At 63.2% G+C, this 23,100-nt stretch carries 23 protein-coding genes and 1 tRNA gene; 11 read left to right on the top strand and 13 right to left on the bottom strand.

The window, feature by feature from the left end; translation table 11 throughout:
* Window positions 1-7 precede the first annotated feature (7 nt).
* Window positions 8-1,612 carry a carboxyl transferase domain-containing protein gene (locus tag JQ573_RS03865; RefSeq protein ID WP_212317309.1) on the bottom strand — a complete coding sequence of 535 codons (1,605 nt, stop codon included), beginning with the start codon at window positions 1,610-1,612 and terminating at the stop codon, window positions 8-10.
* Window positions 1,613-1,755: 143 nt separating this feature from the next.
* A complete protein-coding gene (locus JQ573_RS03860) occupies window positions 1,756-2,928 on the bottom strand; it encodes an isovaleryl-CoA dehydrogenase (RefSeq protein WP_212317311.1) in 1,173 nt (390 codons plus the stop codon).
* A 192-nt stretch (window positions 2,929-3,120) separates the two neighbouring features.
* Here JQ573_RS03860 and JQ573_RS03855 point away from each other — a divergent pair, with 192 nt between their 5' ends.
* Both JQ573_RS03855 and JQ573_RS03850 read left to right on the top strand, forming a co-directional pair.
* Window positions 3,121-3,774: a TetR/AcrR family transcriptional regulator gene (locus JQ573_RS03855; RefSeq protein ID WP_212317313.1), complete on the top strand. Its 654-nt coding sequence runs from the start codon at window positions 3,121-3,123 to the stop codon at window positions 3,772-3,774.
* A gap of 2 nt (window positions 3,775-3,776) precedes the next feature.
* Window positions 3,777-4,274 carry an Lrp/AsnC family transcriptional regulator gene (locus tag JQ573_RS03850; protein ID WP_176531184.1) on the top strand — a complete coding sequence of 166 codons (498 nt, stop codon included), beginning with the start codon at window positions 3,777-3,779 and terminating at the stop codon, window positions 4,272-4,274.
* Window positions 4,275-4,416: 142 nt separating this feature from the next.
* On the opposite strand, the gene JQ573_RS03845 is transcribed toward JQ573_RS03850, so the two are convergent.
* Window positions 4,417-4,722: an ETC complex I subunit gene (locus tag JQ573_RS03845; protein WP_212317315.1), complete on the bottom strand. Its 306-nt coding sequence runs from the start codon at window positions 4,720-4,722 to the stop codon at window positions 4,417-4,419.
* Between the two features lie 241 nt (window positions 4,723-4,963).
* Between JQ573_RS03845 and JQ573_RS03840 the strand changes: the two genes are divergently transcribed.
* Complete coding sequence (locus JQ573_RS03840; protein ID WP_212317317.1) at window positions 4,964-6,127, top strand: OpgC domain-containing protein; 1,164 nt, start codon at window positions 4,964-4,966, stop codon at window positions 6,125-6,127.
* Between the two features lie 9 nt (window positions 6,128-6,136).
* Here JQ573_RS03840 and JQ573_RS03835 read toward each other — a convergent pair whose 3' ends face one another.
* Window positions 6,137-7,027, bottom strand: a complete 891-nt coding sequence (locus JQ573_RS03835; protein WP_212317320.1) for a VOC family protein — start codon at window positions 7,025-7,027, stop codon at window positions 6,137-6,139.
* A gap of 263 nt (window positions 7,028-7,290) precedes the next feature.
* Between JQ573_RS03835 and JQ573_RS03830 the strand changes: the two genes are divergently transcribed.
* From JQ573_RS03830 to JQ573_RS03820, 3 genes are all read left to right on the top strand, one after another.
* Entirely contained in the window at window positions 7,291-7,698 is a 408-nt protein-coding gene (locus JQ573_RS03830; RefSeq protein ID WP_212317321.1) for a hypothetical protein, read from the top strand.
* 184 nt (window positions 7,699-7,882) lie between these two features.
* Window positions 7,883-10,135, top strand: coding sequence for a TOMM precursor leader peptide-binding protein (locus tag JQ573_RS03825; protein ID WP_212317323.1), 2,253 nt, complete (start codon window positions 7,883-7,885; stop codon window positions 10,133-10,135).
* A gap of 30 nt (window positions 10,136-10,165) precedes the next feature.
* On the top strand, window positions 10,166-11,614 hold the full coding sequence (locus JQ573_RS03820; protein WP_212317325.1) for a SagB family peptide dehydrogenase: 1,449 nt from the start codon (window positions 10,166-10,168) through the stop codon (window positions 11,612-11,614).
* 40 nt (window positions 11,615-11,654) lie between these two features.
* Here the strand turns inward: JQ573_RS03820 and JQ573_RS03815 are convergent, their stop codons facing one another.
* Window positions 11,655-13,472, bottom strand: a complete 1,818-nt coding sequence (locus JQ573_RS03815) for a carbamoyltransferase C-terminal domain-containing protein (protein ID WP_212317327.1) — start codon at window positions 13,470-13,472, stop codon at window positions 11,655-11,657.
* Window positions 13,473-13,838: 366 nt separating this feature from the next.
* On the opposite strand from JQ573_RS03815, the gene JQ573_RS03810 reads away from it, so the two are divergent.
* Window positions 13,839-14,120: a hypothetical protein gene (locus tag JQ573_RS03810; protein ID WP_212317329.1), complete on the top strand. Its 282-nt coding sequence runs from the start codon at window positions 13,839-13,841 to the stop codon at window positions 14,118-14,120.
* Between the two features lie 357 nt (window positions 14,121-14,477).
* On the opposite strand, the gene JQ573_RS03805 is transcribed toward JQ573_RS03810, so the two are convergent.
* The 5 genes from JQ573_RS03805 to JQ573_RS03785 all read right to left on the bottom strand — a co-directional run bounded on the left by JQ573_RS03805 (window position 14,478) and on the right by JQ573_RS03785 (window position 18,592).
* The gene (locus tag JQ573_RS03805; RefSeq protein WP_212317330.1) at window positions 14,478-15,254 is read right to left on the bottom strand and encodes a cyclase family protein; all 777 of its coding nucleotides are present in this window, start codon (window positions 15,252-15,254) and stop codon (window positions 14,478-14,480) included.
* A gap of 902 nt (window positions 15,255-16,156) precedes the next feature.
* A tRNA-Pro gene (locus tag JQ573_RS03800) sits at window positions 16,157-16,233 on the bottom strand.
* A gap of 120 nt (window positions 16,234-16,353) precedes the next feature.
* A complete protein-coding gene (locus JQ573_RS03795) occupies window positions 16,354-16,833 on the bottom strand; it encodes a DUF192 domain-containing protein (protein WP_212317331.1) in 480 nt (159 codons plus the stop codon).
* Window positions 16,834-16,955: 122 nt separating this feature from the next.
* Entirely contained in the window at window positions 16,956-17,618 is a 663-nt protein-coding gene (locus JQ573_RS03790; protein WP_092113928.1) for a cold-shock protein, read from the bottom strand.
* 212 nt (window positions 17,619-17,830) lie between these two features.
* Entirely contained in the window at window positions 17,831-18,592 is a 762-nt protein-coding gene (locus JQ573_RS03785; protein WP_212317332.1) for a Sir2 family NAD-dependent protein deacetylase, read from the bottom strand.
* Window positions 18,593-18,859: 267 nt separating this feature from the next.
* Here JQ573_RS03785 and JQ573_RS03780 point away from each other — a divergent pair, with 267 nt between their 5' ends.
* Window positions 18,860-19,021, top strand: coding sequence for a hypothetical protein (locus JQ573_RS03780; protein WP_212317333.1), 162 nt, complete (start codon window positions 18,860-18,862; stop codon window positions 19,019-19,021).
* 132 nt (window positions 19,022-19,153) lie between these two features.
* Here the strand turns inward: JQ573_RS03780 and JQ573_RS03775 are convergent, their stop codons facing one another.
* From JQ573_RS03775 to JQ573_RS03765, 3 genes are all read right to left on the bottom strand, one after another.
* On the bottom strand, window positions 19,154-19,429 hold the full coding sequence (locus JQ573_RS03775; RefSeq protein WP_212317334.1) for a hypothetical protein: 276 nt from the start codon (window positions 19,427-19,429) through the stop codon (window positions 19,154-19,156).
* Between the two features lie 320 nt (window positions 19,430-19,749).
* Window positions 19,750-19,935, bottom strand: coding sequence for a hypothetical protein (locus tag JQ573_RS03770; RefSeq protein WP_212317335.1), 186 nt, complete (start codon window positions 19,933-19,935; stop codon window positions 19,750-19,752).
* A gap of 232 nt (window positions 19,936-20,167) precedes the next feature.
* On the bottom strand, window positions 20,168-20,515 hold the full coding sequence (locus JQ573_RS03765) for a GrlR family regulatory protein (RefSeq protein WP_212317336.1): 348 nt from the start codon (window positions 20,513-20,515) through the stop codon (window positions 20,168-20,170).
* A 168-nt stretch (window positions 20,516-20,683) separates the two neighbouring features.
* On the opposite strand from JQ573_RS03765, the gene JQ573_RS03760 reads away from it, so the two are divergent.
* The 3 genes from JQ573_RS03760 (at window position 20,684) to JQ573_RS03750 (ending at window position 23,088) form a co-directional block, all read left to right on the top strand.
* On the top strand, window positions 20,684-20,857 hold the full coding sequence (locus tag JQ573_RS03760) for a hypothetical protein (RefSeq protein WP_212317338.1): 174 nt from the start codon (window positions 20,684-20,686) through the stop codon (window positions 20,855-20,857).
* 788 nt (window positions 20,858-21,645) lie between these two features.
* The gene (locus tag JQ573_RS03755; protein WP_097672220.1) at window positions 21,646-22,098 is read left to right on the top strand and encodes a VOC family protein; all 453 of its coding nucleotides are present in this window, start codon (window positions 21,646-21,648) and stop codon (window positions 22,096-22,098) included.
* A 348-nt stretch (window positions 22,099-22,446) separates the two neighbouring features.
* Entirely contained in the window at window positions 22,447-23,088 is a 642-nt protein-coding gene (locus JQ573_RS03750; RefSeq protein ID WP_212317340.1) for a glutathione S-transferase family protein, read from the top strand.
* Window positions 23,089-23,100: the final 12 nt, after the last annotated feature.

Genomic DNA, 23,100 nt, shown 5'->3' with positions numbered 1-23,100 from the left:
TCCTGGGTCACATCCTGAACAGGCCGAACTTCGTCGGCTCGATCGGCGCATTGGCCGCGGCCGACAGGCCGAGCCCGAGCACCAGGCGGGTGTCGACGGGATCGATCACGCCGTCGTCCCAGAGCCGCGCCGTCGCGTAATAGGGATTGCCCTGCTTCTCGTACTGCGCGCGGATCGGCTCGCGGAATTTGTCTTCCTCTTCCGCCGACCAGCTCTCGCCCTTGGCTTCGATGCCGTCGCGCCGCACCTGGCTCAGCACCATCGAGGCCTGCTCGCCGCCCATCACCGAGATGCGGGCGTTCGGCCACAGCCAGAGGAAGCGCGGGCTGTAGGCGCGGCCGCACATGCCGTAATTGCCGGCGCCGTAGGAGCCGCCGATCACGACGGTGAATTTCGGCACGCCGGCGGTCGCAACCGCGGTCACCAGCTTGGCTCCGTCGCGCGCGATGCCGCCCGCCTCGTACTTCTTGCCGACCATGAAGCCGGTGATGTTCTGCAGGAACACCAGGGGAATGCCGCGTTGGCAGCACAGCTCGATGAAATGCGCGCCCTTCAGCGAGCTCTCGCTGAACAGGATGCCGTTGTTGGCGATGATGCCGACCGGATAGCCCCAGATATGGGCGAAGCCGCAGATCAGCGTGGTGCCGTACAGCTTCTTGAATTCGTCGAATTCGGATCCGTCGACGATCCGCGCGATGATGTCATGCACGTCGAACGGCTTGCGGCCGTCGGCGGAGACCACGCCGTAGATCTCCTCGGCGGGAAACAGCGGCTCCTGCGGCGCCTTCATGTTGAGCGGCGCCTTCGCCGGCTGCTTCAGCGTGCCGACGATGCGCCGCGCGATCCCGATCGCGTGCGCATCGTTCTGCGCGTAGTGATCGGTCACACCCGACTGCCGGGAGTGGACGTCGGCGCCGCCGAGCTCTTCAGCGGTGACGACCTCGCCGGTCGCGGCCTTCACCAGCGGCGGTCCGCCGAGGAAGATCGTGCCCTGGTTGCGCACGATGATGCTCTCGTCCGACATCGCAGGCACATAGGCGCCGCCCGCGGTACAGGAGCCCATCACGATGGCGATCTGCGGGATGCCCTGCGACGACATCTGCGCCTGATTGTAGAAGATGCGGCCGAAATGCCGCTCGTCGGGAAAGATCTCGTCCTGCAGCGGCAGGAAGGCGCCGCCGGAATCCACCATGTAGACGCAGGGCAGATTGTTCTGCCGCGCGATGTCCTGGGCGCGCAGATGCTTCTTCACCGTCAGCGGGTAGTAGGTGCCGCCCTTGATGGTGGCGTCGTTGGCGACGATGATGCATTCGCGTCCCGCGATGCGTCCGACGCCGGTGATGACGCTGGCCGAATGGACGTCACCGCCGTAGAGCCCGTTGGCGGCGAGCGGCGACAGCTCGAGGAATGCGGTGCCGGCATCGACCAGCAGATCGACGCGATCGCGCGCCAGCATCTTGCCGCGCGAGGTGTGCCGCTTGCGCGAGGTCTCGCCCCCGCCGCCGGCAACCTGCTTGAGCTTGTCCCGGAGCTCCGCGACCAGGCTGCGCATCACATCGGCGTTGCGGGCGAATTCAGAGGATGTGGGATCGATCGTCGAATGAAGCGGCATCGGTGTTGCACGTTTCGCTGGAGTATCGGTTGGGTTTACGAATGTAGCTCATCGCACGAGGGTGAGCTCAACTGTCAACGCTGATGTGGTGACAGCCCCTCACCCCACCCCTCTCCCGCGAAGAGCGGGGCGAGGGAGAGATTCTAGGCCGTCTTGGCGAACAGCTCGCGGCCGATCAGCATGCGGCGGATCTCGCTGGTGCCGGCGCCGATCTCGTAGAGCTTGGCATCGCGCAGCAGCCGGCCGGTCGGATAGTCGTTGATGTAGCCGTTGCCGCCGAGCAGCTGGATCGCATCCAGCGCGCATTGGGTGGCCTTCTCGGCGGCATAGAGGATCGCGCCGGCGGCGTCCTCGCGCGTGGTCTCGCCGCGGTCGCAGGCCTTCGCCACGGCGTACACATAGGCGCGCGAGGCGTTCATCGTGGTGTACATGTCGGCGATCTTGCCCTGCACCAGCTGGAACGAGCCGATCGGCTCGCCGAACTGCTGGCGCTCGTGGACGTAAGGAAGCACGACGTCCATGCAGGCCTGCATGATGCCGATCGGTCCCGCCGCCAGCACCGCGCGCTCATAGTCGAGACCGGACATCAAGACGTTGACGCCGCGGCCGACCTCACTCAGCACGTTCTCCTCCGGCACCTCGCAATCCTCGAACACCAGCTCGCAGGTGTCGGAGCCGCGCATGCCGAGCTTGTCGAGCTTCTGCGCGGTGGAGAAGCCCTTCATGCCTTTTTCGATGATGAAGGCGGTAATGCCGCGCGGGCCGGCATTGGCATCGGTCCTGGCATAGACCACCAGCGTCTCGGCATGGGGGCCGTTGGTGATCCACATCTTGCTGCCGTTGAGCACGAAGCGGTCGCCCTTCTTCTCGGCGCGGGTCTTCATCGAGACCACGTCGGAGCCGGCGGACGGCTCCGACATCGCCAGCGATCCGACATGCTCGCCGGAGATCAGCTTGGGCAGATATTTGCGCTTCTGCGCCTCGTTGCCATTGCGGCGGATCTGGTTGACGCAGAGGTTGGAATGCGCGCCGTAAGCCAGCCCGACCGAAGCCGACGCGCGCGAGATCTCCTCGACCGCGATGCAGTGTTCGAGATAGCCGAGGCCCGATCCGCCGTACTCCTCCTCGACCGTGATGCCGTGCAGGCCGAGCGCGCCGATTTTCGGCCAGAGGTCGCGCGGAAAGGTGTTGGAGCGATCGATCTCGGCGGCGCGCGGCGCGATCTCGTTGGTCGAGAAATCATGCACCGTCTCGCGGATCGCATCCGCGGTCTCGCCAAGGTCGAAATTGAAGATTGCCGCCCGGTTCGAGGCCATGATCCCTCCCATGAGATTCATCTCGCAATTAAACGATCATACGTTTTTTTCTTTGCTTCGCAAGCGACTGTGCTATGGTTTGCGCATGAAATCCGCAGTTCGTTGAATTGACTGGGATTTCATGCGATAAACATACGGTCGTTTGCTTGTTTCCGGCACTCCCTGACAAGCCAACATCCCTCCGAGGCCCTGATGGCACGCACGATCGGCTCACATGGCCCCACGACGCTGGAGGCGATCCGCAAGGCCGGCGTGCGCCTGATCTTCGAGCGCGGCTACGAGGCGATGAGCCTGCGCCAGCTCGCCGCCGAGGTCGGCATCCAGGCCGGCTCACTCTACAACCATATCTCAACCAAGCAGGACCTGCTGTTCGATCTGGTGCAGGAGCATATCAACGATTTGCTGCGCGAGCTCGACCTCGCGCTGGAGGGCAAGGCCGATCCGGTCGAGCAGCTGCGCGCCTTCGTCGCCTTCCACGTCAGCTATCACATGACCCGCAAGCGCGAGGTCTTCATCGCCAATTCCGAACTGCGCAGCCTCGATGCCAAGAACTACGACGTCGTGGTGGCGTTGCGCGGCGCCTATGAGCAGCGGCTGGCGCAGATTCTCACCGAGGGGGTCTCGGACGGCGTGTTCGAGGTCGGCGATATCCAGGTCGCGACCTTCGCCATCATCGCGCTGCTGACCGGTCTTTGCACCTGGTACCGCCCCGGCGGCCGGCTGACCCGCGACGCCATCATCGCGGCGCATGAGAAGCTGGTGCTGTCGGGCGTCGCACCGCAGGCTGCGCTCGGTCGGGTCGGCAGCGGCAGCAAGAGGCCGCGGACTGCGGTAGCGGACTCGTGACTGTGACAGAGCGCCCACAGCTCGATGACATCGATTTGCGGATCCTGTCCGAATTGCAGCGGGACGGCCGGATCAGGATCAACGAGCTCGCGGAGCGCGTCGGCATCACCGCGCCGCCCTGCCTGCGCCGGGTCCGCGCCTTGCGCAGCCGCGGTGTGGTGCAGGCGATCCGCGCGACGCTGGACGAACGGCTGTTGGGCTACGAGGTGACGACCTTCGTCCTGATCCAGCTCGACAGCCAGAACCTGGTTGCGATCGAGGCGTTCGAGGCGGCGGTCGCCGCCGTGCCGCGCTTCCTGCAATGCTGGCGGATCTCGGGCGATGCCGATTTTATGCTGAGATGCGTCGCACCCAGCGTCGACGACATGCGTCAGCAGCTGCTGCAGTTCGCCGGCCTGCCCAACGTGCGTAAAATTCGAAGTTTTCCGGTGCTCGGCGTCTCCAAGGATGCGCCGCTGCCGATCCCGGGCGCCCTCGCCGCGCCAAGCCCTGCGGGCTGACCCGGAGCCCCTTCCGCCAGACTCGTCATGCCGGGCCTCGTGCCGGGCATCCACGCCTTTTCTTCATTCAGGCAGCAAAGACGTGGATGGCCGGGACAACCCCGGCCATGACGGAATTGAACTCGTTTTGAAGCGGTATGGCCTAATGGGTCCACGGCTCCCAGCGGCGGAACGCGAAATTGTCGGCATAAGCGATCTGGCGGTGCGCCGAATCCTTCGGCTCGATCACCTGGTAGGCGATGCCCTTGCGCTCGCAATAGGCGACCGCCTCCTCCTTGGTCTCGAACTGCAGCGCGAGCTGCTGCTTCATGTCGGTGGACGAGGTCCAGCCCATCAAGGGCTCCACGGTGCGCGGCTGCTCCGGCTCGTAGTCCAGTTGCCACTCTTTGGTCTTGGCACGTCCCGATTGCATCGCGTTTTTGGCGGGCTTAAAAATGCGTGCGGTCATGGATGGTCGGCCCCGTGGGATGTGCGATATGGAAGCGATTTGAAGGAAACCGCCGGGATAGTATAGAGACACCGTTCAACGATCTGATCGGTGATTCCTCGATCTCGGAGGGAGCCTTCGCCGGACCGGTATAGTCATTCTACCGCGCTGTGACAATCTGGCCTCGGGGGCTTCCGTTTGGAGCCTCTTGGGCCCGCGGCGCGGCCTTCTCGACGGCATCATCTCGAGGAAGCGGCGCCCCATGGAAATCCACGCTCACCTGCCCGACAAAGGACGTGACCTCCGGCTCGACCTGTTCCGCGGGATCGCGAACTGGGCGATCTATCTCGATCACATCCCCGACAATATCGTGAACTGGATCACGACCCGGAATTACGGCTTCAGCGACGCCGCGGACCTGTTCGTCTTCATCTCCGGCTACACCGCATCCTTCGTCTATGCCCGCATGATGCTGGAGCGGGGCTTCATCGTCGGCGCCACAAGGCTGACCAAGCGGGTCTGGCAGCTCTATGTCGCCCACATCATCCTGTTCGTGATCTACATCGCCTCGATCAGCTATCTGGCGCTGCGCTTCGGCGATTCCGAGATCATCAACGAGTTCAACGTCGCGGGCCTCGTCGACAACGCCACCGAGACGCTGCGCCAGGGCCTGTTCCTGAAGTTCAAGCCGGTCAATCTCGACGTGCTGCCGCTCTACATCGTGCTGATGGGCCTGTTCCCGCCTGTGCTGTGGTTCATGCTGCGGCAGCCGAACTGGACCATGCTGGCCTCGCTCGCGCTGTGGCTGGTGTCGCGGCACATGGGCTGGAACCTGCCCGCCTACCCGGCAGGGACCTGGTACTTCAATCCGTTCGCCTGGCAGGTGCTGTTCGTATTCGGCTCGTGGTGCGCGATGGGCGGCGCGCGCGCGAACATGCACATCATCAATTCGCGCTACACGCTGTGGTTCTGCGTCGCCTATCTGATCTTCGCCCTGATCATGACGATGGCCGGCCGCTTCCCGGACTTCGGCGCGATGTTCCCGGACTGGCTGTATTCGACCTTCAATCCGAACGACAAGACCAACCTCGCGCCGTATCGCTTCCTGCACTTCGTGGTGATCACGGTGCTGGTGATCCGCTTCGTCCCGAAGGACTGGTCGGCGCTGGAGTGGAAGGTGTTCGATCCCCTGATCGTCTGCGGCCAGCAGTCGCTCGCGGTGTTCTGCGTCGGTGTGTTCCTGTCCTTTGTCGGACATTTCGAGCTCTCGATGAGCTCGGGCTCGCTGTTCGCGCAGATCTTCGTCAGCATCTCCGGCATCGCGATCATGACGATCGTGGCCTATTACATCTCGTGGTCGAAGCGGCAGGACAAGCCGATCAAGCCGCCGGCGCAGAAGCCGGCGGCGCCGGCAAAGGCTGGGTGACAAAGCACGTCATTTGCCCGGCCGCCGCCCTTTGCCACCCGGCTGGCCGCTTCGCCACCTGCCCTTTGAAGTGAACCCATCCCAGGTGGTGGTCCAGCGATACTCGGCCGGCGGCGCCTTCGCGATGCTATCGGAGCTGCGCGCTCCCTCCAGGGCAAACGTGGCGCCCTGCGGGTCAAGGCAGCGAACGATCCAACTGCCGTTCGGCAGCTCCAGCGGCCCCTCGTAGACCCGTCCGCCACCGGCCCTGACTCGCACGATGGCGGCGTCGACGTCGTCGACGTTGAAATAGTAAAGCCAGAACGCGATCGGTTCGAGCGGACGCTTGTTGAAGATTCCACCGATGGTCTGCCCACCAGCAGAGAACAGTTGGTAGGACTCGGCGCCAGCGACGTCGCTGTCGGCCTGTCGCCAGCCAAAAACCTCGCTGTAGAAACCAAAGGCCTTCCGCCAATCGGCAGCCAGCAGTTCATGCCAGCCGACCCGTCCAGGGGCATCGAGGCCTTCAACCGCGGGCCGAGCGATCCTTGATCCGCTAAGCAACCCGAACGTCGCCCGCTGCGGGTCGGCGACGATCGAGATACGGCCGATATTGGTGCCGGTCGGTGGCACGTAGACGGCGCCACCACGTTCTAGCATTCGGCGAACGGCAAGATCCACGTCGTCAACACCGACATAACCAATCCATCGCGGGGTTGCGCCCTGGCGTATGCCCTCTTCCGGCAACTCCATCAGACCGCTTCGGGTAAGCTCCCCCGACATGAACAATTTGTAAGAAATCCCGGGTGTCGACGCATCCTTCGTCACCCAGCCGAGGACGCTGCCGTAAAAGGCACTCGCTCCTCCCACGTCCGTGGTCAGCAGCTCATACCAAGCGAAGCTCGCACCATCATCAGCCATGCCGATCCCTCGCTTCGGCGTCGGGACAACCGCAGTGCAGCATGCAAATTCCCACATCGTCAACGATCGCGCCTGAGCGACAGGGCCGGCCAATGATCGCGTTCATCAAGATGAACCCGAGAACGAAGATGAACGACAGCACTTGATGCACGCTAGCGCCTCGCGAGAGTGTGCGCGCAGCGCGCCTTGCATGCGGCTGCGACAATTTGTACAACTGCGCGAGAGTTGAATTCGACAACACGTCAAGAATGGAGGATGCGAGCATGCCGCGAGTGAAGCAAGCCCCCAAGACCAAGCGTGTGACGAGCAAGCGTATGACCAAGGCCGCTGTGCCCGCTTTGGGTGCAGCCGGATTGACTTTCTCGCTGGTCGGGGGTGCGTCCGCATCCGCAGTTCCAGCAGCAGACGCGCCGCCGATTCAGAAGTACGGACCGACCCAAGCCATCACACTCGGCGAAGAAGAAATCGCCGACGTCAGCCTGGCGACGTTCCACCTGTTCGACAAGGAAGACATCGGAGCCGGCGTCCAGGTGGCGTGGCGCGGATGCGGCGGCTGCCGAGGTTGCCGCGGCTGTCGTGGTTGCCGCGGCTGCCGTGCCTGCCGCTGCGGTGGCTGCGCTGGTTGCGGTGGCGGCTGCTGTCTGTCGTGGGGCGCCTGCCGCATCTGCTAGTCGAAACAGCATCGCGTTGACACACATCGACCGTCATGGCCGGGTCCGACACACGTCGACCCGGCCAAATTTGTATTGTGTCCGTATCGTTGCGCGGCTCGCTTCGGGCAACGGCGCGGAGGTGTCGAGGCCGGCGCCTTGCCCGCTTCAATGATCGACCCACAAGCTGCACAGGAACGATTCTTTGCCAGGCAAATCCACCCAGCGCGCCAACAACGACGTTCTGCAGTTCGCACCGAATTTCACGGCCTACGTGCTGCCTCCGGATGTTGTCTGCCTCTATTCCGAAGATCGAAAGTTCTTTCTCCATGGCGAGCTCTATTGCACGCTGGCGTCGGCAATCGGTGCAAATGGATGCAGCGTCGCCAAGCTCACGGACAAGCTCGGGCGAAAGTTTCCGTCCGACAAGATCAATGAAGCCATCAAGCGACTGCTCGACCGCCGCTATGTGATCGCGAAATCGCCAGGTCCCGGCACCGCCGCGGCGGGACTTTGGGCGAGCCTGGGCCTTCCTGACGCGATAGCCGAACAAAACCTTCACAACTGCCGCGTTCGACTTGAGACGATCGACGTCAAGGGCGCGGCCGAATTGAGCAAGGCACTGCAGGGGCTGGGCGTCCGCGTCGTCAAGACATCGCCCGACCTTACGGTTACGTTGGTGAACGACTATCTCGATCGGCGGCTCGCCGAACGCAACCTGCAGCGCGTGTCCGATGGATCAGCCTGGTTGCTGGTGCAGCCCTCCGGGGTATTTCCCCTAGTCGGCCCCATGTTCAGCCCGGGCGAGACCGCGTGCTGGACCTGCCTGTACGACCGGATGATCCGCAACCGCGAGGTCAAGGGCTTCCTTGATCGCGGCGGAGCGCAGGCGATCGCGGTGTCTCCGCTCGCACAGCACACCGTTGGACAGAGCGCCATCCACTTTGCGGCGATTGAAGTCGCCAAGGCTATCGCGAGCGGCTTCCGCACCGATCTGCGCAATCACATCGTCAGTCTCGACCTGCTGGGCTCGACCATTGCAAAGCACTACGTGGCAGCCCGCCCGCAATGCCCAACCTGCGGCAACAAGAAACTGCAAAACCCGCGGCGGTCACCACAACCGGTCGAATTGGGACCCGGCGCCAAGCTGGTCATGACCAGCGGCGGCTATCGCACCGTCTCGTCCCGCACCACGGTGGCGCGGTTCAAGAAGCATGTCAGCCCCCTCACCGGTGTGGTGACGCGGCTGGAGCGGATCGAAGTCGATCTGCCGATGAACACCAATTTCTATGCCCAACATAACTTCTCCGCGCCGGCGCAGAACGTGGATCAGCTTCGCGCCGGGCTGAGCGGCGGCAGTTTCGGCAAGGGCAGCACGGCCGAGCAAGGCGAGGCCAGCGCGCTGATGGAAGCAATCGAGCGATATTCGGGAATTTTCCAGGGTGATGAGATCCGGGCCCGAAAACGCTTCGCCGACTTCCCCCCTGGCGACGCAATCCGTCCCAACGACATCCTGCTCTTCAGCGACGAGCAGTACCGCGGCAGCGCCGTGCCGAATCCCAACGACTCACACCACACCCAGCCCGCCCCCGAGCCGTTTGATCCGTCCGCGAAAATCGAATGGTCACCCGTCTGGTCGTTGCGCGACAAGCGGTTCAGGCAGATTCCGACCAGCCTGCTGTATTTCTTCTATCAGGGTCCGGCGGCCTTCGCCGCTGATTCCAACGGCTGCGCTGCCGGCAATACCCGCGAGGAAGCCATCGTGCAGGGCTTCCTCGAATTGATGGAGCGCGACGCCTATGCGATCTGGTGGTACAACCGGTCGCAACGCGCTGCGGTCGATCTGGACCAGTTCGGCGATTCCTACGTCCGCGATCTGAAGACCCAACTCGAGGAATCGGGCCGGCGGCTCTGGGTGCTGGATATCACCAGCGATCTCGGCGTCCCGACCTATGTCGCGATCGTGCACTGGATGCAGAACGGTCAGGAAAACATCGAGTTTGGCTCGGGCGCTCACTTCGATCCGCGCATCGCGTTGCTGCGGTCGTTGACCGAGTTGAATCAGTTCCTCTCCATCGGTCTGATGGGTGGTGGCAGCGGCGAGAAGCCGAGCCTCGATGGCGTCAATCCGCTGCGGCTCGACGAATATCCGTTCCTGATTCCAAGTGCCAATCCCGTCATCCCGCCGGCCGCCGCGACGGACGTGCCGCTCGACAACACCCGTGCACAGGTGGATGCCTGCGTTGATATCGCGACCCGCGCGGGTCTCGACTTCCTGATTCTCGACCAGACGCGACCGGACGTCGAGGTTCCGGTGGTCCGGGTCATCGTTCCCGGGATGCGCCATTTCTATCGCCGCTTCGCGCCGGGGCGGCTCTATGATGTGCCCGTCAAGCTCGGGTTGCGCGATCGGCCGTCGCTGGAAAGCGAGTTGACGCCATTTCTCCCGCACACTTGAGGTGATACCGGCGTGCGCGCGCCCAGCAAAATGTACGAGAAAAAGAAATCGTCACGCACCACGCCGCCGGTTATCTTCGCTCGGCTCAACCCGCTCGTCGCGCTCGAAGCGCAACCTGACGGGAGTATAGCGGCCCATGTCGAAGGCTATTCGGAGCCTCTGGGAACGTTCAGCACAGCCGCAGCGGAACGCGCCCTCGAACTGCAGGCAGGCCTGCCACTCCGTCGCTCTGACGGCGATGCGGTCGAGCGAGAGGTCGAGCGCCTGGTGCGGCAATTGGCACACCGCGGCCTGCTGGAATATCGCCTGGCGCGCACGGGCGACGCCAATCCTCTCGTCACGATCGAGCCGCAGACCCCCGATTACTGGCCGCGAACGCCAAAGCTCGACGATGCGGCAACAATCGTGCTGTCACGCTTCGCCTATCTTCGGCGGCGCGGCACCGAGATGATTCTGGAATCACCGCGGGCCGGCGCACTGTTGAGGATCCATGATGCGCGGATTGCGGCCCTGCTGACCATCCTTGCCACTCCTCAGAAGATCAGCCGCATCCGGCGTCTGGATGGCTATCCGGGCCCTGCATTGCTTGCGCTGCTGCTGGACTGCCAAATCCTGATCGAGGTCGACGCGGCACAACGCGATACGCTGCGAAAAGCGGAAGGCGATGACGGCCTCGTGCTCTGGGATTTTCACGACTTGCTGTTCCATGCCCGCAGCACAGAAGGCCGACAGGCTAATCCGCTGGGTGGCCTCTATCCGCACACCGGCCTGATTGCGCCGCTCCCCGCGATCCGACCTGCCTGGCCCGGTAAGCGCATCAGGCTGCCGGAAGCCGACCGCATCGCCTCGCCGCTGGAACAACTGCTGCATGACAGGCATTCGACTCGCGATTTCGACAATCACAAGCCCATCACGTTGGCTGAACTTTCGACGTTCCTGAACAGCGTCGCGCGGGTCCGGGCGAAATGGAGCGGGCAGCTGGAGTTTGCCGATGATGGTCCCGATATCGAATACACCAGCAGGCCGTATCCGGCAGCGGGCAGCGCCTACGAGCTTGAGCTCTATCTGGCCGTCGCGAATTGCGACGGCCTGACGCCAGGTTTCTACCACTACGACGCCGATGCGCATGCGTTGGCAGCCATCGACGTTCGCCCGCAACACTTCGAGGCCATGTTGCAAAGCGCGGGATTTGCCATGGACGCGCCGTCTCCACCGCAGATCCTGATCACCATCGCCGCGCGTTTTGGCCGGATCTCCTGGAAGTACAGCGCCATCGCTTATGCGCTCATCCTGAAGGATGTCGGCGTCCTGACCCAGACGCTGTACCTGGTGGCGACGGATTTAGGCCTCGGCGGCTGTGCGATCGGCACCACCAATATCGATCTGTTCGCGAAGATGACCGGGCTCGACATTCACGTCGAGGGAGCGGTCGGCCAGTTCGGGCTGGGGCGCGGCATGGAACCGCCCCCTGCCGGATAGTCCTCGATCTGCCGCGACAAGCTTGCCTGGAGGACTGTGATCAGCCGCCGCGGCTGCCGTCCTGGGTGGTCGAGGAGACGATGGTGGCGACGTCGCCGAACGTCGTCATCACCGGCGTGACGACCTTGTGCATTTTGGTCTTCGACACCAGCGTGTCGTGCAGCACGAGGTTGTCGATCCCGGTGGTAAGGAAGCAGCTCACCGCATCCTGCGGCGTCTCGATGATCGGCTCGCCCTTGACGTTGAACGAGGTGTTGATCAGCACCGGCACACCGGTCAGCGCCTCGAACTCCTTCAGCAGGCGATAGAGCACCGGGTTGGTTTCCTCCCGCACGCTCTGCACCCGCGCCGAGCCATCGACATGCACGATCGCCGGGATCTTGTCGCGCCATTCGGGGCGCACCGGCTTGGCGATCAGCATGTAGGGTGAGTCCTCCTCGCCCTCGAAGATCTCCGTCATCCGCTCGGCCAGCACGATCGGCGCGAACGGGCGGAAGGCCTGCCGGTGCTTGACGCGGCTGTTGAGGATGTCCTTCATCTCGGCCTTGCGCGGATCGGCAATCAGGCTGCGGTTGCCGAGCGCGCGGGGACCGAATTCTGAGGGGCCCTGAAACCAGCCGATCACGCGCTGGTCGGCGAGCAGCTTGGCGGTGTCGCGGCAGATATTGTCGCTGCGCTTGGCGTCGACCTGGATGCGCACCAGGAAGCTTTGCAGCGCGGCCGCGACCTCGGTGTCGCTGTAGCGCCGGCCGACATAGGCGTGCTCCATCACGAAGGCGCGGCGCTGCTTCAGAATCTCGAGCCAGCCGTAATAGGCGCAGCCGATAGCGATGCCGTCGTCGCCGGCGGCGGGCTGGATCCAGACATTCTCGAAGCCGGCCTCGCGCGCGATGCGCCCGTTGGCCACGCAGTTCAGTGCGACGCCGCCGGCGATGCAGAGGTTCTTCGCACCGGTGGTCTCGCGCAGCCAGCGTGCCCGCGCCAGCAGCACGTTCTCGGTGTCGTCCTGCACCCGCCAGGCGATGTCCTCCCAGTGCCGCATCGTCGGGCTCTTGTCCCAGCTGCCGCTGTCGAGCACGAAGGGCTGCTGGTTCTCGGCGCCCCAGAACGGCACGTGCAGCCTGCCGTCCTTCATCTCGAGCAGATGGCCGACCTGCTCGCGGCGGCCATAGGGTGCAAGCCCCATCAGCTCGCCGCACTTGTTCCAGTCGCCGAACACATAGGTCGAGACCCGGCTGTACAGCGCGCCGAGACCCGGCATGTTGTAGAACTCGTCCGACAAGAGACCGCGCGCCGGCTCCATAAAGACCTTCTTCAGGCATTCGAGCTTGGTATCGTCGAACCTGTAATAACTTTCGGACTCGCGGGCAAGCGGCGAGGTCCCATCCTGCGGATAGGCTTCCATCGCGTCGGCCTGATAGTTGCCGACGCCGTCGACGATCATCACGACGCCGTCCTTGAACGGCGACACCGCGAACGCGCTATAGGCATGCGCGAGGTGATGCGAGATCGACACCACCTTGTCGGACTTCGCGCGAAACAGCGGGTGCTTGATCGCCTCGTTGCGCTCGGCGATCGGCAGGAAGCCCGGCATGTCCTGATGGAGCATCCGCTCCTCCATCTCGGGCACCGGCAGGATGTAGCTGTTGCTCACCACGAGATCGACGTCGTCGAGCGTGATGCCCTCGGCGGACAGGCAGTAGTCGATGACTTCCTTGTAGAAGCCGGAGGCGTGCTTCTCGCGGGTGATGCGCTCCTTGGAAATCGCATAGGCGATCGCGCCGTCACGCAGCAGGCAGGCGCTCACGTCATGGTCGTAGACGTTGAGACCAAGGACGTAGGTGTGTTGTTTCGGCATGGGCACTCTTCGGGGAGGATTCTGGAACGCTCAGAGAACATGATCGTGTCGACTTCAAGTTCTCGGCGGCATTTTCCGCGGCTCGCAAATCTCTGCTTCTGCGATGCACAAATCACATCGGCGCAATGCAAGATGAACAGAATGAACGGCGGATGAACGACAAGATGAGTGTAGCAACCACATCATCCTTTGCAGGCGGGAACGTAACTTGACCTTACCTGTTGGTCTCAATAGAGTCGTTAAAGCTCGCAAGAACCTTAGTGAAAATATTGTCTTAGCATGCTCGAACCGGATGCCGGTGTCGCGCGTCCAAGCGAGACAGCCAGCATCAGTTCAGATGTTTGGAAGTGACTGGAGATCTTCGGAATGACTAAACGCTACAATATCCTGACTCGTTGCCTCGCAGCAGTCGCTTTGTTGTTCGTCTATGTCGCAAGCACCTCCGCCATCCTGGTCGGCGCCACCACGTCGTCTGCGCAGGCGCAATGGCGCGGACGCGGCTATGGGTATCGCGGCGGCTGGGGTCGCGGACGCGGTTGGGGTTATGGTCGCGGATATGGTTATGGCCGCGGCTATGGCTACTACGGCGGTTACGTCGGTCCCCGTTGCTGGTGGACCCCGCGTGGTGTTCGCGTTTGCCGCTGGTAACAACCGCCGGCCGATACAAGCGATATTGAAGACATCAATCAGGTGCGTCGGTCCCGGCGCACCTGATTTTCTTTTTGCGGCTTGGTTGTTCTGCTGGGGCTCGGTTCACCCGCTGGGGCCTGGCTCATCTCCGGCACGCAAGAAAGAGCCCCGGGAGACGCCGGGGCTCTAGTCACGGGAGAGAACGCTTCAGAAATCGGGACGCGAGGACGAGCCGCCGGCCCGATCACCCAATGCATCTACGACGTGTATGAGAGCAGATTCGGCTGCCTCAGGCTGTAGCCGTGCCGCAACAACCCGCCGTAATGCACAGCATGTCCACCGGTTCCCGAACCGGGCGAAACAGCCCGAAGGCGCCTAATCGTCGAGGATCGCAACCGCCCTCGTCCATCCCGCCGACGCGCGCTCGATCTTCACCGGGAAGCACGACACCATGAACCCGGTCGACGGCAGCTGCTCGAGATTGTGCAGCTTCTCGATGTGGCAGTAACCGATGTGCCGCCCGGCCTTGTGGCCTTCCCAGATCAGGCTGGCGTCCCTGGTCTCAGCGTATCGCTTAGCAGTGAAGACGAACGGCGCGTCCCAGCTCCAGCCGTCGATGCCGGTCAGCCGCACACCGCGCTCGAGCAGATACATCGTCGCCTCATAGCCCATGCCACAGCCCGAATTGACGTAGTCAGCCTGACCGTATTTCGCGCCGGCGCTGGTGTTGACGACGACGATCTCGAGCGGCGACAGCGTGTGGCCGATCCGCTTCAGCTCGGCTTCGACATCGCCTGCGGTCGCGACGTAGCCGTCAGGCAGATGGCGGAAGTCGAGCTTGACGCCCGGCTGAAAGCACCATTCCAGCGGCACCTCGTCGATGGTCCACGAGCGTTCGCCGCGGTTCATGGTCGGATGGAAATGCCAGGGCGCATCGAGATGCGTGCCGTTGTGCGTGGAGAGCGAGACCTGCTCGACGGCCCAGCCCTGCCCGTCAGGCAGATCCGCAGCCTTCAGCCCATCGAAGAACTGCAGCATGCGCGGCAGCCCTTGCTGGTGGTCGATATACTGGATGGTCGGGTGATTGCCCGGCGGATCGGCCGGAACGTCGTTCTGCAAGGGAACCGAGATATCGATCAGTCTGCGCGCCATGGTGCTTCCTCGCGGATTGGTCTTGTCAGGCCGAACCAGCCTGCCAGTCCGCGCGCACCATCGGCAAGCCACATCCGCTCGAGATCAGGCACGGTCTGCTCCGGTTGCGACAGCGGCAAGGCGCCGCAACGTTGAACCTATTTCACGCGCGGACGACCCATGGGCACTGGGGATTTCAGGGCCCAGTATTCGGCGACGCCGTCTGGACGACCCATATTCCGTCCAGGCGGCGTTGTTGCATCAGGCAAGACATCCCGGCCGAAGCGTGGTTACCCGTGCCAGAACGCTGTTCACGCACAGAGAGCCACAGAAACAATCCGTGTCCTCGTGTCGGGCGGATTGCTGGTGGTGTTGCCACGGCGATACAGAGATACCCTTACAACGATGCTAACCCACCTGCATCTGAATCAAGACGGGGTTGCGTCGTGTCGGGATTTGATCACTGGAACGGTGCAAAGAGAGCTTACGCGTCCGCCGAAACGCCACATCTGCGCGATGAGCAGCAGCAGTTCGACCGCTATCACAAATTCGACGACGCCATCCCGCGACCGTCGGAGAGTGGCTCAAGAACCGTGATCTTGGATCGCTACAACCCGCCGGCTCGTTGATCTGGTGAGCGCCCGGGCGGCTGACGTTGCGGGGAGCGGAGCGCGGGGCTTCGGCTAGCAGATCAACAAAGATCGCATCGTTTTGAGCGACCACGACGCCAGCGATTGCTTCCAATCCAGTCGGCATTCGCTTCGTCGGTCGCAGCCGCTCAACAAGATCGGCGAGTTCGGTGGCCGGATCGGTAAGTTCGACGGACTTGTCCAGGACGCCGCCCTCTTCCTTCCATGCTCTTCCCAGACGCAAAATCTGGGACGTAAGAGGCCTCGAAAAACCTATCAAGTCTTTGATTTGAATGGTCGGGGCAGCTGGATTCGAACCAACGACCTGCAGTACCCAAAACTGCCGCGCTACCAGGCTGCGCTATACCCCGACATTTCCGAGAAGCCCCGTGGATACACGCTTCAGCCAGCGCCAGCAAGGCGCTGGTGCGGGACTTCCGGCTGGGACATCGGCAACGGTTTCCCGCCCAGAAACCATTGAGAACAGAGAGCTAGTGGCCGCCGAACAAGGGGTGGCCGACCCGGTCGCCGGGCTGGATGCCGTATTTCTGCGCGGTGCCGGCAATCACCTCGAGGACGCCCCTGGCGAGTCCCCGCGACGGAATGATCTTGGTCGACATCGGCTCGGTGTTCTCGGCGATCCGCAGGATGCGCCCGTCGGCGCGGATGAAGATCATGTCGAGCGAGATGTAGGTGTTCTTCATCCACATCGACACTTCCTGCTCCGGCGTGAAGTCGAACAGCATGCCTTTGCCGTCCGCGAGCTCCTTCCGGTACATCAGTCCGGTCTCCTTCTCCTGCTCGGTGGTCGCCATTTCGACGGAGAAGACGTGCACGCCTGACTTGGTGACGATCTCGAGCGGCTGGACGCTGGCAGCCAGCGCGGCCGGGGCCAGCAGCGCGCCGAACATCATGATGAGGGAGGCCAACAGCCACGGGCGGGGCCGCCCAAGCATGCGATCGAAATTCATCGACAAATACTCACACCGGGGAAGATTTTCCGGCGGACCCTAACCCGATGATTGCGGCAAATGCCAGAGCCCTGGCGGTTCGCCGGCGGCTCACGTTTCCGTCAGGGAGTCCAGCTCGGGGCTCAGTGCGACGACAGCGCCGAGGGGCCGGTCTCCGGGTGGATCTCGGCGGCCATCATGCCCTTGGAGCCGGGCCCGAACCGCACCAGCACATACTGGCCGGGACGCAGCTCGGTCATGCCGAAGCGGCGCAGCGTCTCCATATGCACGAAGATGTCGGGCGTGCCCTCCCCGCAAGTCACGAAGCCAAAGCCGCGCAGCCGGTTGAACCACTTGACCTGCGCACGCTCGAGCCCGCTGGTCGCCGTCACGGTGACATGGGTTCGCGGCGGCAGCATCTGCGCCGGATGGATCGCGGTCGACTCGTCCATCGAGACGATGCGGAAGGCCTGGTAACCCTTCGCGCGCTGCACGCACTCGACGACGAGCCGCGCGCCCTCATAGGCGGTCTGATGGCCGTCGCGCCGCAGCACCGTCACGTGCAGCAGGATGTCGGGCCAGCCATTGTCGGGGACGATGAAGCCGTAGCCTTTCGAGGCGTCGAACCATTTGATGACGCCGGAGACTTCGACGAGGTTGGCCGCGGCGTCGCCGAGACCGGAGAAGGCATCGATCGCCGGATCGCGCGGCGCGCTGCCGTACTCGCCTTGTGCAATCCTGCTTTGCCCAACTCCGCCTATCGGCGGTCCGCCGAGCTTCTTGGACTCAAATCCGTCCGACCCCATGACCCCGGACCCCACACATCAAATGCAGAGCGCCGACGTTGCGGCGCACCCTGTACACGCAGCTCTCCATGACCAACTCACTTGGACAAATCATCTGGACGCTGCGCGAATCTCTCAACCAAAAGATAACACTCCCGCTTGCCGGGCATAGCTAAAAAACGATTCTTGCGGGAACTATGAACAGGCTTGCACAGCCGCGAATCAATCAGGCGTCAATTGCCTACGAATGGACCAAGCGTGTCGCCGATGTCATGCCGGATCACCAGGTCGGCGATGTTGTCCTGATCGGTCGGCTCGTTGTTGATGATCACGAGCCGCGCGCCGCTCTCCTTCGCCATCATCGGAAAGCCCGCGGCGGGCCATACCACCAGCGATGAGCCGATCGCCAGGAACAGGTCGCAGTGCCTTGCGAGTTCCGCCGCGCGATGCATCGCATCCTCGGGCATCGACTGCCCGAACGAGATCGTCGCGGTCTTCACGGGATCACCGCACGCCGCGCAGTCCGGCGCACCACCGGTCTTGTCGAAGTGCAGCTTCACCCACGCGAGATCGTAGTCCTTGCCGCAACCGATGCAGCGGGCGTAGGTGGTGTTGCCGTGCAGCTCGATGACGTCGTCGGCCTTGAAGCCCGACGCCTGATGCAGATTGTCGATGTTTTGGGTGATGATGCCGGGAACCTTGCCGGCCCGGTAAAGCGACGCGAGCGCACGATGCCCGCGCCCCGGCTTGGCCGCCGCAAATGTCGGTTCCATCGCGAAGCGCCGGCGCCATGACTCATCGCGCGCCTCCTGACTGGCGACGAACTCGTCGAACGGGATCGGCCGGTTGCGCGTCCACAGCCCGCCGGGCGAGCGGAAGTCGGGAATGCCGCACTCGGTGGAGATGCCCGCCCCGGTGAAGGGCACGATCGATGATGCCTCGGCAATCATGTTGCCGAGCCGCTCGACGCCGCTGCGCAGATCTTTTGCAATCACCGGGAATGATCCGGTTGGCCGGCCACGACTATAGCATGGTCGGCGCGATTGCGAGCTCAACCATCACGCGAGCGAGCGGCGGTGAGGCCGCGGCGATCGGGCTGCGTTGACGACCCGCCCCGCCGGCGCGTCAGCCTCGTCGCTCTTCGGCTGCCTCTTCCGCTGCCTTGGCTTCATCACAATCCTGCAAAGTCTGCTCCGCATTGACGCCCAATTCACTGATGCCAATGCCCGGCGGGGATAGGACCATGACGAAGAGGATGGGCAATGGCCGATCAGAAAGACAGTGCCGCGCGCGAGCGCGAAGAGATCGTCGCACGCGTTGCCAGCTTCCGCGCGACGCAGCAGAAGTTCGAGCGCGATCGCCAGGAATATTACGACAATACGCTCGGCAATGTCTGGAGTGGATTGCAGCGCCAGAGCGCTTGATGTCGCGCCGACGCGTGCGCTCACCGGACGATCACACCGCGAGCCACAGGCAACCCGAACGCACGTCCGCGCGATCACACCATGACGCGCAATTGAGAAAGCCCGGAGCGGTGTGCTCCGGGCTGATCTCCGTTACCAATAATGGCGATAGTAGTGGTGCCGATAGTACGGACCGCGATAATAGGCGTAGCCGGGATCGCCGTAGTAGCCGTAGCGCGGGCCATCATAGTAGCCGGGCCCATAGTAGTGTGGGCCGTACGCATACGCGCCGGCCGCACCCGCGGCGAGTGCGCCGGCGGCCAGACCGAACGCCAGACCAGGGCCGATACCGCGCGCTTGCGCCGGCGCGCTGACCATCGTTGCGCCCACCGTCGCTACCGTCGCCAAAACTGCTAATGTCCGTTTCATGGACAACCTCCTCACGTGGTGATGGGCACCAACGCGGGCGCAAATGGATGGTTGCAGCAAAACGCCCCTTCGGGTTCCGCAGCCATGCGATAGCGCAAAGCTACCATCGGTTAGCGCTGGAACAAAAACACAACCTCAATGATTAGCTTTGCCGCAAGCGAGGTTGGCATCGATGCCGGCGTGGATGGAACTGCTGCTGAATGTGATGGGCTTTGCCGGCTTTATCGGCATCGCGATGTATCACAAGCATCCGAACGGGAAGCTGCCGGACTGAGCGCCGGGGCGCGGCTCGGCTTGCCGATTCCAGTTTGATTTCCGCTCTAGTTTGATTTCCGCGGCTCTCCCGCCGTGCGGACCAGCCGGTCCGCCTTCACGAGCGCCTTGCCACTCTCCGGCTGCGGCCGAAGCCAGAAGCTGATCGCGACAAAGGCGGAACAGAGCAGCAAGCCCACCACCATCACGCGCCGGTGGGTCGGTCTGTCAGCGCTATGGAACGATGGCGTCATGGCTGTCACCTGCAACCATCCCTACCGCAATCACAGGTGGTGACAACGCGATGCTGCCCTTAACCTAACCAGGTAGGGTTAGCGGTGGCCCGGTAAGCGGTGTTGGAAGGCCTCAGGCCGACATCCACAACGATATCCCGCGCTTGTCCGCAGCAAATCCACAGCCGCGCCAGCTCGATTTGCCAAACAGAATGCGAAGCTTGCTGCGCACTCGTCCACAGCCTTGCCGCAATCAGGCGTCGGCCAGCCTTTTCAGGGTTGCCTGGAAGCTCAGGCTGCGGGTTCCAACCAGCACGGTTCCGAACACTTCGGCCTGGTCACCGCTGAAGGTGCCGGAAAATCCGCTCGTCACCTCCTGGCCGGCGAACAGCGGCCGGGTGAACGGATCGGAAAACGGGGAATGCTGGTTGGTCCTGAGATGCCCCTTCCACGTGCCCTCGCCGGCCGTGTAGGCCCCGATCGACCAGAAATGCGGCCCGCCGCCGATCAGCAGACCATCGCGCAGGATCAGGACGCCGCTGTCGCGGCCACGCACGCCGTCCATCATATGGATATGGATCGAATAGAGCCCGTTCCTCATCGATCGCGCCGTCCGGTCCCAAAGGCCCGCAGTATGGCGCCAAGCAGGGCGGCAGGCGAGCGGGGCCAATACCGCCCGGCCGCCGATTCGAACCGAAAGCGCTGATACAGGCGCTTACAAATCGTTAAGAAAGCCCTGACAGGGTTCGACAGCCGGAGGGAGAGAGCCATGCTCGTTTACCCCGTACCTGTCGAAGTGACGCACGCCAGAGTGCAACTCGTCGTCGATCAAACGGCGAAGGAGCAGCCGCGCATCATCAGCGAGGATGTGCTCGACGTCTTCGCCGCCAAGAACAAGGCCGACCGCGATGCCGTCGAGACCATTCTCGACATCAAGGTGTGAGATCACAACCGGCCAACGACGTTTGCATCGCACACGTGGCGGCGCGCGCCGGCGCATGTCGCGCGCGATCCGGGGACCCAGCGCCAGGCCGGCCCTGAAGGCCGCCGCAAATCCCCCCTCGCCGGGCTTTTCCTTTGAACCTTTTACGCAGCGCCAAGACAAAACTGCGCTGGGGATTTCAGGGCCCAGCGTCTGGCGCAGCGCTGTGGGACGAGGATATTCCGTCTACGCGGCGCTGTTGCATTTTATAAATTCAACCTTAAGTTTGGTCTCCAACAGTTGACGGCTCACGCCCTGAGAGATCCCCCAGTCCGTCAACTGGGAAAGCCCCGCATCCAGCCTGCGGGGCTTTCTATTTTTGGGATGCTGGAACCTGCCGCCGCAAGCACCGTTAGATGGCTGGTTGCCGGCACGATCTCCCCAAGGCCCGCCGGCATCAGACCTCGCGAGCCACTCGCGGGGTTTTGCTTTTTAGAGGAGGTCCAACCTCGCGCGTCCTTGATTGGCAGTGATGGGCATTCGATGAGATAGAGCGCCGTGCCTCCAAGGCTCGACCACGAAAGCCCCGTTCCAGAATTCTCCTGGGCGGGGCTTTCCCGTATCGCGCGCTGCATGAGCGTGTCGCAGGTCGCTCAATGCGAAGGCTCGCGAAAGCTTGAGAACGCAGCCGCCCGGAGCGGTCGCAAAAGTCGTGCAGGCCCCTGCCCCGCGCTCCGTTTTGCTGCTATTTCTTGGCGCGTCTCGCTCCAGCCAAAACAAAATCTCTGAATTCCCAGGAGGACAAGAAAATGCGCTATCTGCACACCATGCTGCGCGTCCGCAATCTCGATGTCGCGATGAAATTCTATCAGGACGCGCTGGGGCTGAAGGAAGTGCGCCGCATCGACAATGACAAGGGCCGCTTCACGCTGGTGTTTCTCTGCGCGGAGGAAGATCTCCATCTGCTCAAGTCGCTGCCGCAAAGCCGCGGCGCGCCGCTGGTCGAATTGACCTACAATTGGGACGAGGAGAAATACGGCGAGGACCGCCATTTCGGCCATCTCGCCTACGAGGTCGACGACATCTACGCGACCTGCGAGAAGCTGATGAAGATGGGCGTCACCATCAACCGTCCGCCGCGCGACGGCAACATGGCGTTCGTGCGTTCGCCCGACCTGCACTCGATCGAGATCCTGCAGAAGGGCGATCCGAAGGCGCCGGCCGAACCATGGGCCTCGATGCCGAACACCGGGCACTGGTAAACGCAGCGCCCGCGCGCACGTTCCTAATCCGCGTTTCTCCATCGGCGAAGCGCGGAGCGATCGCGAGGAACATGACGCAGCAGTTGACGTTGCCTCCTCACACGAATGCGAGGAGGCGAGGAGATGGGAAAAGGACTTTTGCTTTGGCTGTTGGGTGTGCCGATCCCGGTGATCATCGTGCTGTGGTTGCTGTTCGGTCACTGACTGCGATTTGACTGCTATCGACGAGGCTCTGCTGCATCGCGGCGGAGTCTCTTTTTTTGCGCTCGATACAATTCACCCCGCGCTTTTCCCTGACGGTTCGGCTAAGAACGCGCGCAAAGCGCAACAGCGGAAAGAAAACGCGTGATGGACAGCAAGCCGCAACTGACGATCTGGGGCCGGGCCAATTCGGTCAATGTGCAAAAGGTGCTCTGGTGTCTGGCCGAGCTCGACCTGCCCTATCAGCGCATCGATGCCGGCATGCAGTTCGGCAAGAACGATCAGCCGGACTATCTCGCGATGAATCCGAATGGCCGCGTCCCGACGCTGGTCGACGGCGACTATGTGCTGTGGGAATCCAATTCGGTGATGCGCTATCTCTGCCTGGCCTACGGCCAGAGCTCGCCGGTCTATCCGCAGGCGCCGAAGGCGCGCGCGGCCGTCGACCGCTGGCTCGACTGGACGCTGTCGACGCTGCAACCGGTCGAGCGCCCGCTGTTCTGGGGACTGGTGCGCACGGCGCCGGAGAAGCGCGACATGGTCCAGATCCAGAAGGACGCCGATGCCGCGGGCGTCGCGTGGCGCGTCGTCGAGGCGCAGCTTGCGAGCCGCCGCTACCTCGAGGGCGATCAGTTCACGATCGCCGACATCGCGCTCGGCGCCTTTGCGCGGCGCTGGTTCGGTGTCGAGGGCGTCACGAAGCCGAAGCTGCCCCATCTCGAACGCTGGTTCGGCGAGATCGCGCAGCGGCCGGCCTTCGTGCGCATCGTCGCGCCGCCGATGTCGTGAGCGGCAAGCCGC

The organism is Bradyrhizobium sp. AUGA SZCCT0105 (genome assembly GCF_018129565.1).
In the GTDB taxonomy this organism is placed as follows: domain Bacteria; phylum Pseudomonadota; class Alphaproteobacteria; order Rhizobiales; family Xanthobacteraceae; genus Bradyrhizobium.
This window is presented reverse-complemented; position numbering and strand designations above follow the sequence as displayed.

What these genes read in the sequence shown, in the direction of transcription:
- JQ573_RS03865 (WP_212317309.1), bottom strand. Translation starts at nt 1,612, where the DNA reads ATGCCGCTTCATTCGACGATCGATCCCACATCCTCTGAATTCGCCCGC.
- JQ573_RS03860 (WP_212317311.1), bottom strand. Translation starts at nt 2,928, where the DNA reads ATGGCCTCGAACCGGGCGGCAATCTTCAATTTCGACCTTGGCGAGACC.
- JQ573_RS03855 (WP_212317313.1), top strand. Translation starts at nt 3,121, where the DNA reads ATGGCACGCACGATCGGCTCACATGGCCCCACGACGCTGGAGGCGATC.
- JQ573_RS03845 (WP_212317315.1), bottom strand. Translation starts at nt 4,722, where the DNA reads ATGACCGCACGCATTTTTAAGCCCGCCAAAAACGCGATGCAATCGGGA.
- JQ573_RS03840 (WP_212317317.1), top strand. Translation starts at nt 4,964, where the DNA reads ATGGAAATCCACGCTCACCTGCCCGACAAAGGACGTGACCTCCGGCTC.
- JQ573_RS03835 (WP_212317320.1), bottom strand. Translation starts at nt 7,027, where the DNA reads ATGGCTGATGATGGTGCGAGCTTCGCTTGGTATGAGCTGCTGACCACG.
- JQ573_RS03830 (WP_212317321.1), top strand. Translation starts at nt 7,291, where the DNA reads ATGCCGCGAGTGAAGCAAGCCCCCAAGACCAAGCGTGTGACGAGCAAG.
- JQ573_RS03820 (WP_212317325.1), top strand. Translation starts at nt 10,166, where the DNA reads ATGTACGAGAAAAAGAAATCGTCACGCACCACGCCGCCGGTTATCTTC.
- JQ573_RS03815 (WP_212317327.1), bottom strand. Translation starts at nt 13,472, where the DNA reads ATGCCGAAACAACACACCTACGTCCTTGGTCTCAACGTCTACGACCAT.
- JQ573_RS03810 (WP_212317329.1), top strand. Translation starts at nt 13,839, where the DNA reads ATGACTAAACGCTACAATATCCTGACTCGTTGCCTCGCAGCAGTCGCT.
- JQ573_RS03805 (WP_212317330.1), bottom strand. Translation starts at nt 15,254, where the DNA reads ATGGCGCGCAGACTGATCGATATCTCGGTTCCCTTGCAGAACGACGTT.
- JQ573_RS03795 (WP_212317331.1), bottom strand. Translation starts at nt 16,833, where the DNA reads ATGAATTTCGATCGCATGCTTGGGCGGCCCCGCCCGTGGCTGTTGGCC.
- JQ573_RS03790 (WP_092113928.1), bottom strand. Translation starts at nt 17,618, where the DNA reads ATGGGGTCGGACGGATTTGAGTCCAAGAAGCTCGGCGGACCGCCGATA.
- JQ573_RS03780 (WP_212317333.1), top strand. Translation starts at nt 18,860, where the DNA reads ATGGCCGATCAGAAAGACAGTGCCGCGCGCGAGCGCGAAGAGATCGTC.
- JQ573_RS03775 (WP_212317334.1), bottom strand. Translation starts at nt 19,429, where the DNA reads ATGAAACGGACATTAGCAGTTTTGGCGACGGTAGCGACGGTGGGCGCA.
- JQ573_RS03770 (WP_212317335.1), bottom strand. Translation starts at nt 19,935, where the DNA reads ATGACGCCATCGTTCCATAGCGCTGACAGACCGACCCACCGGCGCGTG.
- JQ573_RS03765 (WP_212317336.1), bottom strand. Translation starts at nt 20,515, where the DNA reads ATGAGGAACGGGCTCTATTCGATCCATATCCATATGATGGACGGCGTG.
- JQ573_RS03760 (WP_212317338.1), top strand. Translation starts at nt 20,684, where the DNA reads ATGCTCGTTTACCCCGTACCTGTCGAAGTGACGCACGCCAGAGTGCAA.
- JQ573_RS03755 (WP_097672220.1), top strand. Translation starts at nt 21,646, where the DNA reads ATGCGCTATCTGCACACCATGCTGCGCGTCCGCAATCTCGATGTCGCG.
- JQ573_RS03750 (WP_212317340.1), top strand. Translation starts at nt 22,447, where the DNA reads ATGGACAGCAAGCCGCAACTGACGATCTGGGGCCGGGCCAATTCGGTC.